General features: G+C 68.3%; 19 protein-coding genes. 12 read left to right on the top strand and 7 right to left on the bottom strand.

The window, feature by feature from the left end:
• Positions 1–51: 51 nt before the first annotated feature.
• Together GS4_RS02320 and GS4_RS02315 are read left to right on the top strand one after the other, a co-directional pair.
• Positions 52–1,221 (top strand): GNAT family N-acetyltransferase, encoded by a 1,170-nt coding sequence (locus GS4_RS02320; protein ID WP_007617082.1) that lies wholly within the window; start codon positions 52–54, stop codon positions 1,219–1,221.
• A 73-nt stretch (positions 1,222–1,294) separates the two neighbouring features.
• Complete coding sequence (locus GS4_RS02315; protein ID WP_007617080.1) at positions 1,295–1,672, top strand: nitroreductase family deazaflavin-dependent oxidoreductase; 378 nt, start codon at positions 1,295–1,297, stop codon at positions 1,670–1,672.
• 5 nt (positions 1,673–1,677) lie between these two features.
• Here the strand turns inward: GS4_RS02315 and GS4_RS02310 are convergent, their stop codons facing one another.
• Both GS4_RS02310 and GS4_RS02305 read right to left on the bottom strand, forming a co-directional pair.
• Complete coding sequence (locus tag GS4_RS02310; RefSeq protein ID WP_007617078.1) at positions 1,678–2,205, bottom strand: putative immunity protein; 528 nt, start codon at positions 2,203–2,205, stop codon at positions 1,678–1,680.
• A gap of 2 nt (positions 2,206–2,207) precedes the next feature.
• Complete coding sequence (locus GS4_RS02305) at positions 2,208–2,681, bottom strand: NUDIX hydrolase (protein WP_007617076.1); 474 nt, start codon at positions 2,679–2,681, stop codon at positions 2,208–2,210.
• A gap of 56 nt (positions 2,682–2,737) precedes the next feature.
• On the opposite strand from GS4_RS02305, the gene GS4_RS02300 reads away from it, so the two are divergent.
• From GS4_RS02300 to GS4_RS02270, 6 genes are all read left to right on the top strand, one after another.
• Positions 2,738–3,217: a PPOX class F420-dependent oxidoreductase gene (locus tag GS4_RS02300; RefSeq protein ID WP_007617074.1), complete on the top strand. Its 480-nt coding sequence runs from the start codon at positions 2,738–2,740 to the stop codon at positions 3,215–3,217.
• 94 nt (positions 3,218–3,311) lie between these two features.
• The gene (locus GS4_RS02295) at positions 3,312–3,521 is read left to right on the top strand and encodes a hypothetical protein (RefSeq protein ID WP_007617072.1); all 210 of its coding nucleotides are present in this window, start codon (positions 3,312–3,314) and stop codon (positions 3,519–3,521) included.
• Between the two features lie 19 nt (positions 3,522–3,540).
• Positions 3,541–4,047, top strand: a complete 507-nt coding sequence (locus GS4_RS02290; protein WP_007617070.1) for an O-acetyl-ADP-ribose deacetylase — start codon at positions 3,541–3,543, stop codon at positions 4,045–4,047.
• Between the two features lie 212 nt (positions 4,048–4,259).
• Positions 4,260–4,856 carry an LpqN/LpqT family lipoprotein gene (locus tag GS4_RS02280; RefSeq protein ID WP_157226462.1) on the top strand — a complete coding sequence of 199 codons (597 nt, stop codon included), beginning with the start codon at positions 4,260–4,262 and terminating at the stop codon, positions 4,854–4,856.
• Between the two features lie 72 nt (positions 4,857–4,928).
• The gene (locus GS4_RS02275; protein ID WP_007617064.1) at positions 4,929–5,219 is read left to right on the top strand and encodes a hypothetical protein; all 291 of its coding nucleotides are present in this window, start codon (positions 4,929–4,931) and stop codon (positions 5,217–5,219) included.
• Between the two features lie 54 nt (positions 5,220–5,273).
• The gene (locus GS4_RS02270) at positions 5,274–6,131 is read left to right on the top strand and encodes a ParA family protein (protein ID WP_007617062.1); all 858 of its coding nucleotides are present in this window, start codon (positions 5,274–5,276) and stop codon (positions 6,129–6,131) included.
• A gap of 17 nt (positions 6,132–6,148) precedes the next feature.
• Here GS4_RS02270 and GS4_RS02265 read toward each other — a convergent pair whose 3' ends face one another.
• From GS4_RS02265 to GS4_RS02245, 5 genes are read right to left on the bottom strand one after another with little or no spacing between them, the layout of a single operon-like run.
• Entirely contained in the window at positions 6,149–6,748 is a 600-nt protein-coding gene (locus tag GS4_RS02265) for a TetR/AcrR family transcriptional regulator (protein WP_040509287.1), read from the bottom strand.
• A 27-nt stretch (positions 6,749–6,775) separates the two neighbouring features.
• Entirely contained in the window at positions 6,776–7,957 is a 1,182-nt protein-coding gene (locus tag GS4_RS02260; protein WP_007617058.1) for an NAD(P)/FAD-dependent oxidoreductase, read from the bottom strand.
• Positions 7,954–8,133 carry a rubredoxin gene (locus GS4_RS02255; protein ID WP_007617056.1) on the bottom strand — a complete coding sequence of 60 codons (180 nt, stop codon included), beginning with the start codon at positions 8,131–8,133 and terminating at the stop codon, positions 7,954–7,956. Before GS4_RS02255 ends, GS4_RS02260 begins: the two co-directional genes overlap by 4 nt.
• The gene (locus GS4_RS02250) at positions 8,130–8,330 is read right to left on the bottom strand and encodes a rubredoxin (protein WP_007617054.1); all 201 of its coding nucleotides are present in this window, start codon (positions 8,328–8,330) and stop codon (positions 8,130–8,132) included. Before GS4_RS02250 ends, GS4_RS02255 begins: the two co-directional genes overlap by 4 nt.
• Positions 8,330–9,553, bottom strand: coding sequence for an alkane 1-monooxygenase (locus GS4_RS02245; RefSeq protein ID WP_007617052.1), 1,224 nt, complete (start codon positions 9,551–9,553; stop codon positions 8,330–8,332). Before GS4_RS02245 ends, GS4_RS02250 begins: the two co-directional genes overlap by 1 nt.
• Positions 9,554–9,813: 260 nt before the next feature.
• On the opposite strand from GS4_RS02245, the gene GS4_RS02240 reads away from it, so the two are divergent.
• The 4 genes from GS4_RS02240 (at position 9,814) to GS4_RS02225 (ending at position 14,176) form a co-directional block, all read left to right on the top strand.
• A complete protein-coding gene (locus GS4_RS02240; RefSeq protein WP_007617050.1) occupies positions 9,814–10,461 on the top strand; it encodes an NAD(P)H-binding protein in 648 nt (215 codons plus the stop codon).
• The gene (locus GS4_RS02235; RefSeq protein ID WP_007617047.1) at positions 10,458–11,567 is read left to right on the top strand and encodes an oxidoreductase; all 1,110 of its coding nucleotides are present in this window, start codon (positions 10,458–10,460) and stop codon (positions 11,565–11,567) included. The genes GS4_RS02240 and GS4_RS02235 overlap by 4 nt, the downstream gene beginning before the upstream one ends.
• A 142-nt stretch (positions 11,568–11,709) precedes the next feature.
• Entirely contained in the window at positions 11,710–13,083 is a 1,374-nt protein-coding gene (locus tag GS4_RS02230) for an MFS transporter (protein WP_007617045.1), read from the top strand.
• A 157-nt stretch (positions 13,084–13,240) separates the two neighbouring features.
• On the top strand, positions 13,241–14,176 hold the full coding sequence (locus GS4_RS02225; protein ID WP_007617043.1) for a LysR family transcriptional regulator: 936 nt from the start codon (positions 13,241–13,243) through the stop codon (positions 14,174–14,176).
• Positions 14,177–14,252: the final 76 nt, after the last annotated feature.

The following is a 14,252-nucleotide window of genomic DNA, read 5'->3' as shown; positions in this document are numbered from 1 at the left end:
AATGACCGTGGCATCCTGAGAACTCGAGACTCGACGGAAGACCGGAAACGCATGACCAAGGACGAGCTGCGGGCGAACCCGCGCAAACTGCGACCCCGGCGGGAAGTGCCCCGCGGGGTGGCGGTCGAGCTGACTCCGGGCGGGGTGCCCCTCCCGGAGCGCGATTTCTTCATCGAGGAGTTCCGCGGGACCACCATCGTGGTCGCTCTTCCCGTGCTGAGCGCGGGTGCGCTCACCGCCGTGAAGCGCACGATCAGCGAGTTCGGCACGGGCGATACGCGATTCGTCTTCGTGGTTCCGGCAGATGATGTGCAGTCGATCACCGCGGCCATCGACGGGCTGGCCGTCAAGGGCTCGACGGAGTGGGGCGCCGACGTCGTCGCCGATCTGTGGCTCGCGATCGCGGATTCCCATCGCGTCGTGGTCGGGGCAGCACTCGGGGCAGGAGCCGCCTCTGCTGTCGCACGCACTGCCGGCGCCGTTTCCGCGAGCGTGCGGGCATCGAAGATGGTGCTCACCGATCCGGGCGGCGGCTGGGGCACCCCACCGCGGAGCTTCGCGGACATCGACGTGCACCGCGACCGTCTTGCCGCTCACCTCACCGAGCGAGGCCTCGACGACTTCGCGCCCGCCGCGGAACATGCTCTGGCGGGTGGTGCGTACAGCGTCAATCTGTGTCGTGCCGAAGATCTCGAGTTCGAGCTGCTCACATTCGACGGGCGCGGGACCGTCCTCACCCAGGGACGCTATCTGCATCTGGCGGAATTGCAGGTGGACGACTTCCCGGCCATCGAAGCCTTGGTCGCCCAAGGCGTACGCGAGGGAGTCCTCAAGCCGCGCAGTCGGATCGAGGTCGCTCGGATGGCCGTCGGCGGTCTCGGCGCCCGCGTACTCCGCACCGGCCACCTCGCGGGCATCGTCGGTCTGGAGGTGGACCGCTACGCCGGCACAGGCTTCGGCGAGGTCTCCGGCCTGATCACGGTCGCCGAGTTCTCCGGGCTCGGCGCGGGTGGCCTCCTGATCGACGGGCTGTCGGACCTCTGCCGCGCGCGCGGGATCGCGAACCTGTTCGCGGTGACCGTCAGTGCCGACGCCGCGGACTTCTTCGCCCGACGAGGATTCCGCGAGGTCGGGCGCCAGGACGTACCCGCAGCCAAGTGGGACGGCTACGACAGTGATCGGCTCGAGGTGGCGCGCTGCTTCCTGCGATCTGTCGAGTGAGTTGCGCGTTCACCAGACCGCAGAACATCTGATCTCACCTCGCGCAGCCGAGAGCCGAGTACCGTGGCCCGGCATGCAGGTGGCCCGCGCGATCGCGACCGTCAACAAGTACGTCACCAATCGGGTGCAGGGCCTCTGGGCGTGGCTCATCCCGCCGTGGGCGGTCGTGCACCACACGGGGCGGACCTCGGGACGCGCGTTCCGGACGCCGATCGTCGGCTTCCGCACACCACAGGGCTTCGCGATCCCGATGCTGTACGGACCCGAGAGCCAGTGGGTCAAGAATCTGGTGGCCGCGGGCGGTGGTGAGATCCAGCGGGGCGGGAAGCGCTATGAGTTCACCGGGCCTCGCGTCATCTCGTCGTCGGACATCACCGCGAAGGGGATAGCCGGTGTCTATACGCGTAGCGCGGCGACCGCGCTGGTCGGAACGATCGGACGGGCTGTCTAGCGGCCTCAGCGAGCCCGCAGCAACCCGTCCAGCCGACTCATCAGCTGCGCCAAGCGTTCACCGCCGGGGACCGCGGGCGGGTAGCGCCGCAACACCTCGACGACCAGCGGGTCGGCGTAAACGGCGATGTCGCGCAACGTCTTATCCGCCACGTCGGGTTTCTCCGGCCGCACGAGTTCTGCGACGAGAGCCGCGCAGGCGGATGCGCGGAGGATGTGACCGACCTGCGTCGCCCGCGCGATCGGGTGCAGATAGGCGGCGGCACCTGCGTCGCCCGCCGCGCGGGCCGCGAGCCGCGCCGGGATGGAGGGAGCTTCTGCGGCCGCGCGATGGGCGTCGATCGACGTGAGCCGCTGGAGTCGCGATCGTCGTGCGCCGCTGATGAACTCGTGCGCAGCATCGATCGCCGCACGAGGACGGCCGTCGTCCGGTCGGGCCTCCTCGAACACGGGCAACACGGTCTGCGCGCTCTCCACCGCGAACCGAGCCACCGCCCGCAACTCGTCGTAGGTCAGCTCGAAGTCGGCGCCCATCGTCACCGCCGGAACCAGGTGACCGGATCGTCCCGCTGGGCGATCTCCAGTCGAGCGCGGGTGGATTGTGCGAGGCCGTCGGGAAGATCTGTGAGGGCGAACCAGCCGACCTCGGTGTTCTCGTCGTCGGTGACCGTCGGGTTCCCATGGATGTGCTGTGCGAGGAAACAGATGTCGAGGTATTGCGCCTGGTCGCCGTTGGGATAGGTGATCGGCGGCGAGACCTCGACGCCGGTGATGCGGAGGATCTCCGCCTCGACCCCGGTCTCCTCGGCGATCTCGCGGCGGATCGCGACGGCCGGCTCCTCGCCGGGCTCGAGGATGCCCGACACCAGAGCCCACTCGTGCGTGTCCGCGCGGTGGGTCAACAGGATGTGGCCGCGCTCGTCGCGGACCACCGCGGTCACGCCGGCCATCCACAGCGGAGCGTGTCCGATGTGTTTGCGGAGCTCGACGACGAAGTCGGGGACGGGCATGGACCCATCATGCCGATCGTCGGGCCTCGGGACCGCCACGACACTAGGCTCGGGACATGGCGAAATCGGTCATCACCCGGATCACGGACGCGTTCTACGACCGCATGCGCAGCAAGTCGGCCTGGTCGTCGGCCACGGCCGAACCGGTGCTGGGTTTCGACGGACTCGACGGCCACAAATACGCGTTGCTCACCACGTACAAGCGCAACGGCGACCCGGTCCCGTCACCGGTCTGGTTCGGACGCAGCGACGGGCGCCTGTATTTCACCACCGAAGCCACCTCACCCAAGGTCGCACGGATGCGGAACAACCCACACGTGCGTATCGCCCCGTGTGCGGTCAACGGGAAACCACTGGGATCGCCCGCGGAGGGCACCGCGCGGGTCCTGCCGCCCGACGAGATCGCTGCGGCGGAGTCGGTGATCGCGGCGAACTACGGATCGGCACGAAAGGCGTACGAGGCGTTCGGCCGGGCGACGTCGGTGTCGACCGCCTACATCGAGGTGACCCCGACGATCGGCACCCCGGGCACCTAGATCGTGGCGCGTGGGGTGGGGGAGGACCCTGAACTTTCCCCGATCTACCCGCTCAGCGCGTGATTTCCGACGTTCCGACGCCCACAGTGGAGTCATGACCACATCGACGAACACCACAGGTTCCGGACTCGGCTTCTGGAAGGTCCTCGGCATCATCGCCGTCGCGCTGATCGCCCTGGCGCTGATCGGCCCACTGCTGAAGGGACTCTTCTGGGTCGCGCTGATCGCACTGGCCGCGTACGGCGGATGGATGCTGCTGCGCACGCGTCATCGCTCCGACGAGAACCGCCCGACGACGCTCTGATCGACCTACGATGCCTCCCATGGGCATCGAGGTCGTCGAGGGTGACATCACCGCGGTCGCCGTGGATGTGATCGTCAACGCCGCCAACTCGTCGCTCCTCGGCGGTGGCGGTGTCGACGGTGCGATCCACGCCGCGGGCGGTCCGGACATCCTCACCGAGTGCCGGCTCCTGCGCGCGACCACCCTGCCGTCGGGTCTGGACGCCGGCGCCGCTGTGGCGACCACGGCGGGCCGACTTCCGGCGCGCTGGGTGATCCACACCGTGGGTCCGGTGCATTCGCGATCGGAGGACCGATCCGATGTCCTCCGATCGGCCTACACCCGTAGCCTGCGGTTGGCACATTCGCTGGGGGCGAGATCGATAGCCTTCCCGCTGATCTCGGGCGGCGCGTACGGCTGGCCGGTCGACGATGCGATCGCCCAACAGATCCTTGCTGTCGAATCCGCAGATCCCACTGTCGAATTCGTGTACCTGGTCGCGTTCTCTCCCGACATCGCCGAACGGACCCGTCGAGCGATGCACTGAAGCGGAATCGACCGGCACGTGACTACCATGCTTGCGTGACCGCCGATCCGAGATCGTCGAGCGACGACGAGAGCCCGCCATTCTTGGTGGAGCCCACGGTGTTGCGACCCCGGACCATGCCGTACGAGGCCGCGACCTCGCATGCCCGCCGCAGGTCGCGTCGGTACGGGCGTGCAGGAACGCCGCGGCCGACGGTGGTACCAGCGGTGGAGATGACGTCGGACTTCGACAGTCGGTTGGCCACCGCAGCAGCTCGCCGTGCAGACGCGCGCCGTACCGCGCACTCCTCGCCGCCCCGTGAGGTCCCGATCCTCGAGCGGCTCGGACGGATGGCGATCTCGGCACATCGCGTTGCCGACGAACGGTCGGTGTGTGGCGAGATCCTGATGGATGTCGATCGGGAGATCTGGCGCCCGGCGCGTGCCCCCGGTTATCTCGATCTGCTCATCGCCGACCACGGACACGAGGGCACCATCGCCGTGGTGCTGACCCGCTTCGTCGTGGACGGGGGTGCCGATGTTGCCGGGCTGCTCGACCACGCGTGCGTCGAGGCCCGTGATCTCCCCGAGTGGGACGAGCAGGAGGTGACCCGCGCGGCGGCCGACTTCCGAACCGAGGGGGCGTCGCTGCAGACCGGAACCTACGTGGGCGACGGCGAGACCTGGTTCTGCGCGATCCGCTACGCCGCCTACCGCCGCGGCAACGTCGGGTACCTGTTGCACGTGACCGGTACCGCGCCCGCCCGCGAAGGTGCCGAGTTCCGCCGCGCCATCGCCGCGACGATCGGGTCGGCACGACTCGATGACTGACCGTAGATACGTCGACGCGGCGATCATAGCTGTGCCGCAGCGGTTCTCGATCACGATGCATGGGGTGGCAACATGGTGAGGCGCGCAGATCGGGTCACCGACCTCGAAGCAGCACTCTCGGCCGAGGCGGTCTTCGTCGACGACCCGGAGGACCACGGGTGGATGACCGCGGTGGCCGGGGGCCAGGAGCTCTACGTGCGCCTCGGCGACTTCCCGGACGGAGACCTCTGGTCACTCTGGCTCGGTGACGGCCGGTGGATGGACTTCACGGTGCCGCCCGCGGGGTGGACGTTGCGGGTGTCGGGGCCGCGCCGGTCGGCGACTGCCCGCCCCCGACTGCCGAAGAACGAGTTCCACGAATAGCGCCACGCACGGGTTAGTCTGACCGCAAGCAGCCGGACGAGCCGATGGTGGGTCATGGGCAGGGTGATAGCGGTCATCAGCCTCAAAGGAGGCGTGGGCAAGACGACGCTGACCGCCGGACTGGGCGAGTTCATGGCGGGCGAATTCGGTAAGAAGATCCTGCTCGTCGACCTGGACGCGCAGACCAACCTCACGACGATGATGATCGGCCAGGAGCGATGGCTGGCCCTCAACGAGAAGGGTTGGACCGTCGCGAGTCTCTTCGGCGACGCACTCGACGGCACCGATCAGTTCGATCCCGAGACGGCGGTGCAGGTGGACGTGTCACCGGTGCGATCGGTCAGTGGCGTCGACCTGTTGCCGTCATCGCTGGACCTCATCGAGCTGCAGGAGGAACTGAGCGCGCGCCGCGTGCGAGTGGACGATCATGCCGCTGCCATCGACATCCTGGGGACCGCTCTGCGACCACTGCGCGACCGTTACGACCTCATCCTGGTCGACTGTCCGCCGAATGTCGGTCCGTTCAGCCTCAACGGGCTTGCCGCCGCCGACGGCTACCTGATCCCGACGATCCCGGATGTCTTGTCCACGTACGCGATTCCGCACATCCAGACCCAGGTCGCCGACTTTGCTGGCGAGATCGCCCATCCGATAGTCGAACTGGGGGTCGTCATCACCAAGTTTCGCGCGTCGTCGCGACTCCATCAGGAGACGGTCCGGCGGTTACGGCGCGACCCGTCGATCCAGAACGTGTTGCCGGGGTATCTGCACGAGGGCAACGCCATCGGTGCCGCCGCGGAGTTCCGGCCCTACACGTCGTTGCGGCAGAAGTACGGCAGCCACGGACATTTCGATCAGTTCCGGCAGCTGGCGCGCGAGGTGCTGTGGGAGGCTGACGCCAAACTGGCGTGAGGTGTGGCCCGAAGAACTCACCGGCGGCGAGCGACCTCGATCGGTGGAGCCATCACGGCGGCGAGGTCGGCGGCGACGTCCCGATCGTCCTCTGGCGGCATCGCGATGTAGCTCAGGGCCATCCGGGCGATGGCCCGTCCGAGACGTGCGGCGTCGTCGGCTGGGACATCCAGCCAGCTGGTGCGCAGTGCCTCGGCCAGCCCGATGCTCGCGGTGGTGATCAGTGGAGCAGCATCGGTGGTGATCAACTTCAGCAGGTCCGGCTTGGCCGCGCCGCTCAGCAATGACCGGATGAGCGGATCGTCGGCGGAGCTGGTGAAGAAGTCCTGGAAGCCGTCGCGTAGCGCGCCGTTCGCGTCGTCGACGTTGCGTTCGATCGCGGCTGCCACCAGCGAGACGAACCGATCCGCGAGACGAAGCGAATACGCCTGGGCGAGACCGTTACGCGACTTGAACTCGTTGTAGACCGTCTGGCGGCTGACGCCGGCGATCGCCGCCACGTCCGACATCGTCACCGCCGACCAATCGCGTTCCATCAGCAGGTCGTGCATGCCGTCGAGAAGCGTCGTCCGCAACAGGACCTTGCTGGCCTCGGCGTAGGACGGACGTGCGCTCATGACCGCGAGCGTACCGGCGACCACGGATCACACCGCGATCCGTGACTCGCGGTCCTTCGTCACCACCTCGCGGATCTGGTCGCGGCACCGACGTCCCTGGGCCGGCCTGCCGATGGTGACCGCGCCGACGACGAGATCACCGTGGCGGGCCCAGACGGTGGCGTCGTGCGCATCGGGGTCGCCGTCGACCTCGATCCGGTCCCCGGTGCCGGGCCAGCCCGCCAGCTGGAGGTTCACCCCGTGCTGGACCGTCCACGCCAGCGGGACCGCGACATGGGCTTCGGACGGTTCGCCGGCGAGATCGGCGACGATGGTCGCTGCCACCGCCGCACCCTGCTCGGTCGCTGCCATCCAGTGGTCCAGCGCGGCGGGTTCGCTGGTGATCGCATGCGGCACGGCGGCGACGTCGCCGACCGCATAGATGCCGGAAACCGAGGTCCGTAGGCACGCGTCGACGGTGACTCCCGCAGGGGTCACATCGAGGCCGGCGCGGCGTGCGAGATCGGTCCGCGGGGCGGTGCCGACCGCGGAGATCACGGCACCCGTCCGCTCGGTGCCGTCGGCGAAGGTGACCCGATCGGGCAGTGCACGACCGACCGCGGTGTCGGTGAGGACGGTGACACCGCGATCGCGGTGGAGATCGAGGAGAAGTGCGGACACCTCGGCCGGGACCACGCGGCCCATCAGTCGGTCGGCTGCCTCGACCACCCAGACGTCGAGCCCCGCGCGCGCCGCCGACGCGGCGACCTCGAGTCCGATGAGGCCGCCGCCGAGAACGGTGAGTCGGTCGGCACTGTGCAGGAGTCGATGGATGCCGATGGCGTCGGCGCGGGTGCGCAGCGTCGGCACCTCTGCGTCGATGGTGTCGACCGAGCGGGATCGGCCGCCGGTGGCCAGGACGAGGATGTCGTAGTCGAGGCGTGTGCCGTCATCGCAGCCGATGCTTCGACGATCGGCGTCGATGTCGGCGACCGCTGTGCCGGAGCGGATCTCGATGTCCCGGTCGGCCCAGTGCGCGGCCGGACGGAGTTCGAAGCTGTCGTCGTCGACCACGATTCCGGCGATGTCCTTGGACAGTGACGTCCGACGGTAGGGGAGGCCGGGCTCGTCGCCGATCACGGTGATCGGCGCGATGTGGCCCCGCGATCGCAGCGTCTCGGCCGTCGTCATCCCGGCGATCCCGGTGCCGACGATCACCGTGCGCGTCACGGGCGCGCGACCTCGATCATCTCGAAGTCGGCCTTGGCCGCACCACAGTCGGGGCAACTCCAGTCGTCGGGGATGTCCTCCCACCGGGTGCCGGGTGCGATGCCCTCATCGGGCCAACCCTCTTGCTCGTCGTACTCGAAACCGCATTGCAGACAACGGAAGAGGCGGAAGTTCATGACAGTTCCTTTCGGGTCGGGTCGGTCGAGTCGGCCTCGAAGTCGATCTTCTCGCGGACCCCGCAGTCGGGGCAGGGCCAGTCGTCGGGGACGTCGACCCAGGCGGTGCCGGCGGGGAATCCCTCGCGCGGTGCTCCGATGGACTCGTCGTAGACGAAATCGCAGACCGGGCAGCGGAATCGCTGCGCCGTGCTCATCACGCCTGCACCTGGCCGTGACGAGCGAGGATGCGGGCGGCCTTACGCGGATGCAGATTCGCCTTGCTCACGTCGCCGTCATAGTGCTCGATGACGCGGTGATCCATGACCTTGCGCCAGATCGGTGGAAAGTACGCGAGGGTGATCATGCTGGCGTATCCGCTGGGGAGGCTCGGCGCCTCGTCGAACGACCGCAGCGTCTGGTAGCGCCGGGTGGGATTGGCGTGATGATCGCTGTGCCGCTGTAGGTGATAGAGGAAGATGTTCGTGCAGATGTGATCGGAGTTCCAGCTGTGCCGCGGAGTGCAGCGCTCGTACCGGCCGCGCGCGGTGGTCTGCCGTAGGAGTCCGTAGTGCTCGAGGTAGTTGACCGTCTCCAGCAGTGTGAAGCCATAGATCGCCTGGATCACCAGGAACGGCAGCACCTGCCACCCGAAGACGGCTGCGAGAGCGCCCCAGAGCACCACCGACATCGCCCAGGCGTTGAGGACGTCGTTGCTCGGGTGCCATACCGGCTTCTCGAGACGCTGCATCCGCTTGGCCTCGAGTTCCCACGACGAGCGCAGGCTGCCGACCACGCTGCGGGGCAGGAAGGTCCAGAAGTTCTCGCCCATGCGTGAGCTGGCGGGATCCTCGGGAGTCGCCACGCGCACGTGATGCCCGCGGTTGTGCTCGATGTAAAAGTGGCCGTAGAACGTCTGCGCCAGGGTGATCTTGGAGAGCCAGCGCTCGAGCGAGTCCTTCTTGTGACCGAGCTCGTGCGCGGTGTTGATGCCGATCCCGCCCATCGTGCCGATGGACAGGGCCACACCGACCTTCGACAGCAGACCGAGTCCGCCCTCGATGCCGAGCCAGCTGAGGTCCGACGCCGTCCAGAGGTAGCAGGCGAACACCAGGCTCGCGAACTGGAACGGGATGTAGGCGTACGTGCAGTAGCGGTAGTACTTGTCGTTCTCGAGCTGCTCCATCAGCTCGTCCGGGGGGTTGTCGCCGTCGGGTCCGAAGAAGACATCGAGGGCCGGCAGCAGGACGTAGACGAGCATCGGTCCGATCCACCACCAGACCGGGGCCACCAGATCCCATCCCAGCGCGTTGAAGGCCGCGACGAGTCCGGTCGCGAGGAAGACCGCAGTCGGAGGGATCAGGCCGAGGAGCCACAGGTGGCGCTTCTTGTCGCGCCATTCGGTCACCGGTACTGCGTCGGGCTGGGCTGCGGTGGGCATCGTCGTCGCCTCCATCGATGTGTCGGGGGTCACTGGTGAAGTTGACAATAGCTGTTGACGAGTCCCGTGTCTAGACAATGCGGGTAATTTGTAAAGTAGGTTGTCGTCGACGGAACCCGCCGGTCAGCGGTTGTCAGGGAGGGCGACGGAATCCTCGCGGGCACCGTCGCGTTCCAATCCAACGGGGCGTATCCGGCTCGCGTGCCGCACGCGACGCCGCCGCCCGCATCACGCATCGTCGACACGTTGAGGAGGACTCGATGACACAGGTGGCCATCATCGGCGGACACGGGAAGATCGCGCTGCGACTGGCGAAGATCCTCTCGGGGCGGGGTGACGACGTCACCTCGATCATCCGCAATCCCGACCACGCCGACGAGGTCGCAGCGACGGGAGCGACCCCCGTCGTCGCCGACATCACCGAACTCGACACCGCCGGACTGGCGTCCGTGCTCGGCGGAGCCGACGCCGTCGTGTTCTCGGCCGGTGCCGGTGGTGGCAACCCCGAGCGGACCTACGCGGTCGACCGGGATGCGGCGATCCGTGCCGCCGACGCCGCGGCATCTGCGGGCATCGATCGATTCGTCCTCGTCTCGTACTTCGGAGCCGGACCCGACCACGGTGTGTCCGAGGACAATTCGTTCTACGCATACGCCGAGGCAAAGGCCGCGGCCGATCAGCACCTGAAGGAGTCGTCGCTCGCGTGGACCATCGTGGGGCCGAGTCGACTCACCGACGAGAAGGGCTCCGGTCGCATCCAGGTCGGCGGCGAGCGAACCGAGAGCGGCGAGGCGAGCCGTGACAACGTCGCCGAGGTGGCCGCCGCGGTCCTCGCGGCACCCGACACCGCGCGAAAGGTGATCGAGTTCAACGACGGCGAGACCCCGATCGCCGAGGCGATCCGTTGAGCACCGGCTCGCCCGACATCAGCGGGCTGTTGACGCCGCTCGAGACGCCGTCGCTGACTCTGCCGAACCGCTTCGCCATGGCGCCGATGACGCGGATGTTCTCGCCCGACGGCGTTCCCGGGGCCGATGTCGCCGAGTACTACCGCCGACGCGCTGCGGGCGGGGTCGGACTCATCATCACCGAGGGAGCGTTCATCCCGGACGACGCCGTCGGTGCGAGCCGCCGGGTCCCGCACCTGTGGGGCTCCGACGCGGCCGACGGCTGGCGCGGGGTGATCGACGCGGTCCACGAGTCCGGATCGAAGATCGTCCCGCAGCTGTGGCATATGGGCGTGGGCCGCGGCGCCCAGTACAAGTACCGCCCGGAGATCGAGACGGTCGGGCCGTCCGGCATCGGCCTCGACGGTGCGCCGCTGGGTCGCGCACTGTCGACCGGTGAGGTCGACGGACTCGTCGCGGCATACGCCGACGCCGCGGTCTTCGCCAAAGAGGTCGGCTTCGACGGCCTCGAGTTGCACGGTGCGCATGGGTACCTGCTCGACTCGTTCCTGTGGTCGGAGACCAACCGACGGGACGACGCCTACGGCGACCTCCTGGCCTTCCCGACCAGGGTCATCGCTGCGGTTCGTGCCGCCGTCGGCGACGATTTCGCGATCATCTACCGGTTCTCGCAGTGGAAGTCGGAGCGGTACGAGGCGCGTGTCGCCGACACCCCCGACGAGCTCGCGACCATCCTGACCGCGCTCGTCGATGCCGGCGTCGACATCCTGCACCCGTCCACGCGCCGCTTCTTCACACCTGCTTTCCCGGACGCGGACGAGCATCGGACGTTGGCCGGCTGGACCCGCAAGCTCTCCGGTGTCCCGACCATCGCGGTCGGTTCGGTCGGTCTCGACCGTGTCTTCACCGACGGCGGCGTCGGGTCGGTGGCAGCCGGGTCGGCGGGACTCGAGCGCGTCGTCGAGCTGTTCGACGACGAGGAGTTCGACGTGATCGCCATCGGTCGCGCGCTGCTCTCGGACGCCGAGTTCGTCACCAAACACGCCGGCGGGCGCAGCGACGAGATCACCGCATACGACCCTGCGGTACGTGGGGTGCTCGCCTGAGAAGGCGCTGATCTGCATCGATGAGCGGCACCCGAGGTGGGCACAGAGCCTCGGGTGCCGCCGCCGTCGGGCCGCGACCTTCTGCTCGGCGTGAGTGAAACCCTGGCCCGCGCCGGGAGCACGTCACTACCTTCGGTCTCTTATGGCCACCAGTCTGACCCGCTCCGGCGTGCCCGGCGGGACCACCGTCCCCGATGCCGGCCCCGATACCGATGCCCTCGTACCCGACGAGACCGAATCGGAACGACGGTCGCGGTTGCGGACCGTCGTCGCGGCGAGTCTGCTCGGTACGACCATCGAGTGGTACGACTTCTTCCTCTACGCGACCGCGGCCGGCCTGGTGTTCAACACCCAGTTCTTCCCCGACCAGAGCTCGTTCGTCGGGACGCTGCTCTCGTTCGCGACCTTCGCCGTCGGATTCCTGGTGCGGCCCATCGGCGGCGTGGTCTTCGGCCACATCGGAGACCGCATCGGTCGTAAGCGGACGCTGGCACTGACGATGGTGCTGATGGGTGTGGCGACCGCCCTGATGGGAGTTCTGCCGACCGCGGCGCAGGTCGGCGTGGTCGCCCCGATCCTGTTGTTGCTCCTGCGGATCGTGCAGGGATTCGCGCTCGGTGGCGAATGGGCGGGTGCTGTCCTGCTGGCCGTCGAGCACAGTCCCCGACGCCGGCGCGGACTCTTCGGCAGCATCCCGCAGATCGGTCTCGCGCTCGGGCTGGCACTGGGGACCTCGGTCTTCGCCGTCCTCCAGACGGTGTTCGACGACGACGCTTTTCTCGCCTACGGCTGGCGGATCGCGTTCCTGCTCAGCATCATCCTTGTGGTGGTCGGGTTCGTCGTCCGGCTCAAGGTCGACGAGACCCCGGCCTTCCGCGAGGTCGATCGACTCTCACGGACGTCGGCGGTACCGCTGCGCGAGGTGGCGCTGCCGCCGAACACCCGCAACACCGTGCTCGGACTGCTCGCACGCTGGGGCGAGGGGTCGGCGTTCAACACGTGGGGTGTCTTCGCAATCGTCTACGCCACCAGCGAGCTCGGTCTCGAGAAGGTGCCGGTACTGGTGTCGGTGAGCATCGCCGCCGCCGTGATGGCCGTGCTGCTGCCGTTCTCGGGGCTGCTCACCGACCATTTCCGCCCGAAGACCGTGTACCTCACCGGGATCGCGGCCTACGGGCTGGCGGTCTATCCGGTGTTCTGGCTGTTCGGCACCCAGAGCCTGGTCTGGTTCACGGTCGGTCTGGTGTTGGTGTTCGGCATCGTCCATGCGCTGTTCTACGGGGCCCAGGGAACGTTCTTCGCGAGTCTCTACCCGACCGAGGTGCGGTACACGGGGCTGTCGGTGGTGTACCAGTTCTCGGGCATCTACGCGTCCGGCCTGACACCGCTGATCCTGACCGCACTGATCGGCGCGACTGCCGGGGCGCCCTGGCTGGCAGCCGGATACTTGGTGCTCACCGCGGCGATTAGCGTGGCGGCCACCGCCGCGGTCCGGGAGCGCGACCTCTTCTTCTGACCACGTCTAGCGCGGCAGCGGGCGGGCACCATAGCCACCCACACCGGGCCGGCCCAGACAAAGAATCAGCGCAGGCAGGATCGGTGGTCTCCGGGCCATCAGTCGTCACCCTGTAGGCACGGCGGTGTCGTGCGCGCGGCCGCGTCTGGAGGCCCCCATGGCAGAGTCGCTGAACCTCGGTCACGTCGCGACGGTGATCGCCGTGGTCGACCACGGCGGATTCACCCGCGCTGCACGCGCACTGCACATCAGCCAGTCGACGGTCAGCCACCATGTCCGCGCGGTCGAGAACCGGGTGGGCCGACCGTTGTTCCTGCGCGATCACCGCGGCCAGACGCTGACCCCGGACGGGCACGACTTCGTGCACGGCGCGCAGCTCCTGCTGGACGCGCACGATGCACTGATCGGGCGATTCGACGCCCCGACGACGCCGGCCCTGGCCATCGGATGTACCGAGCACGCCGCCGATCGGTTGCTCCCACAACTGCTGGCGGGATTCCGGGAGGCGCATCCCGGATCGGACATCTCGTTCAATCTGGACCGCTCATGGGAATTGGTCGATGCGGTGGCCAGGGCGGAACTCGATCTGGCGGTCATCCTCGCGACGTCGTCGGCGACGGCCCCGGGTGACCGCGTGGGCGATCTGGGATTGCGATGGGTCGCCGCACCCGCCGCACTGACCCGCTTGCTGGGCGAGTCGACGCTGCCGCTGGTGGCCTTCGACGGGCGCTGCGGTATCCGCGAACGTGCCCTGCAACGTCTGCATGACGACCGTCGCGATGCTCGGGTGCAGGCGGCAGGTTCGACCCTGGATGCCGTGATCAGCGCGGCGCGAGCAGGTCTCGGCGTCGCACTGCTCCCGTCTTCCGCCGAGCCGCCGGACGGGCTGGTGGAGGTGTCGGGGTTACCGCCTGCCGGCGAGATCGGGGTACATCTGGTGACCCGCGACGGCCTCGACCCGGCCGACGTGCGGATCGCGCACCGGGTGACGCGCGCACTGCTCGACGCGCACGCCGCTGGTCCGCATCCGCCGCGCGACAGTCCTTTTCCGCCGCCACGACCGCAAGGCGCGGCGGCAGCCGCAACGCGCTGACCAGCGCAGACCGACCCCATCGGGAATCCCGATGGGGGACATCGGAAATGCGCACTGGCCGAGACGACATACGGGT

This window comes from Gordonia soli NBRC 108243 (genome assembly GCF_000334455.1).
GTDB lineage: Bacteria > Actinomycetota > Actinomycetes > Mycobacteriales > Mycobacteriaceae > Gordonia > Gordonia soli.
Note: the sequence above shows the minus strand (reverse complement) of the source record. Positions and strands in the feature narration are given on the sequence as shown.

Coding starts and splice junctions, on each gene's coding strand:
- GS4_RS02320 (WP_007617082.1), top strand. CDS start 52: ATGACCAAGGACGAGCTGCGGGCGAACCCGCGCAAACTGCGACCCCGG.
- GS4_RS02315 (WP_007617080.1), top strand. CDS start 1,295: ATGCAGGTGGCCCGCGCGATCGCGACCGTCAACAAGTACGTCACCAAT.
- GS4_RS02310 (WP_007617078.1), bottom strand. CDS start 2,205: ATGGGCGCCGACTTCGAGCTGACCTACGACGAGTTGCGGGCGGTGGCT.
- GS4_RS02305 (WP_007617076.1), bottom strand. CDS start 2,681: ATGCCCGTCCCCGACTTCGTCGTCGAGCTCCGCAAACACATCGGACAC.
- GS4_RS02300 (WP_007617074.1), top strand. CDS start 2,738: ATGGCGAAATCGGTCATCACCCGGATCACGGACGCGTTCTACGACCGC.
- GS4_RS02295 (WP_007617072.1), top strand. CDS start 3,312: ATGACCACATCGACGAACACCACAGGTTCCGGACTCGGCTTCTGGAAG.
- GS4_RS02290 (WP_007617070.1), top strand. CDS start 3,541: ATGGGCATCGAGGTCGTCGAGGGTGACATCACCGCGGTCGCCGTGGAT.
- GS4_RS02280 (WP_157226462.1), top strand. CDS start 4,260: ATGACGTCGGACTTCGACAGTCGGTTGGCCACCGCAGCAGCTCGCCGT.
- GS4_RS02275 (WP_007617064.1), top strand. CDS start 4,929: ATGGTGAGGCGCGCAGATCGGGTCACCGACCTCGAAGCAGCACTCTCG.
- GS4_RS02270 (WP_007617062.1), top strand. CDS start 5,274: ATGGGCAGGGTGATAGCGGTCATCAGCCTCAAAGGAGGCGTGGGCAAG.
- GS4_RS02265 (WP_040509287.1), bottom strand. CDS start 6,748: ATGAGCGCACGTCCGTCCTACGCCGAGGCCAGCAAGGTCCTGTTGCGG.
- GS4_RS02255 (WP_007617056.1), bottom strand. CDS start 8,133: ATGAACTTCCGCCTCTTCCGTTGTCTGCAATGCGGTTTCGAGTACGAC.
- GS4_RS02250 (WP_007617054.1), bottom strand. CDS start 8,330: ATGAGCACGGCGCAGCGATTCCGCTGCCCGGTCTGCGATTTCGTCTAC.
- GS4_RS02245 (WP_007617052.1), bottom strand. CDS start 9,553: ATGCCCACCGCAGCCCAGCCCGACGCAGTACCGGTGACCGAATGGCGC.
- GS4_RS02240 (WP_007617050.1), top strand. CDS start 9,814: ATGACACAGGTGGCCATCATCGGCGGACACGGGAAGATCGCGCTGCGA.
- GS4_RS02230 (WP_007617045.1), top strand. CDS start 11,710: ATGGCCACCAGTCTGACCCGCTCCGGCGTGCCCGGCGGGACCACCGTC.
- GS4_RS02225 (WP_007617043.1), top strand. CDS start 13,241: ATGGCAGAGTCGCTGAACCTCGGTCACGTCGCGACGGTGATCGCCGTG.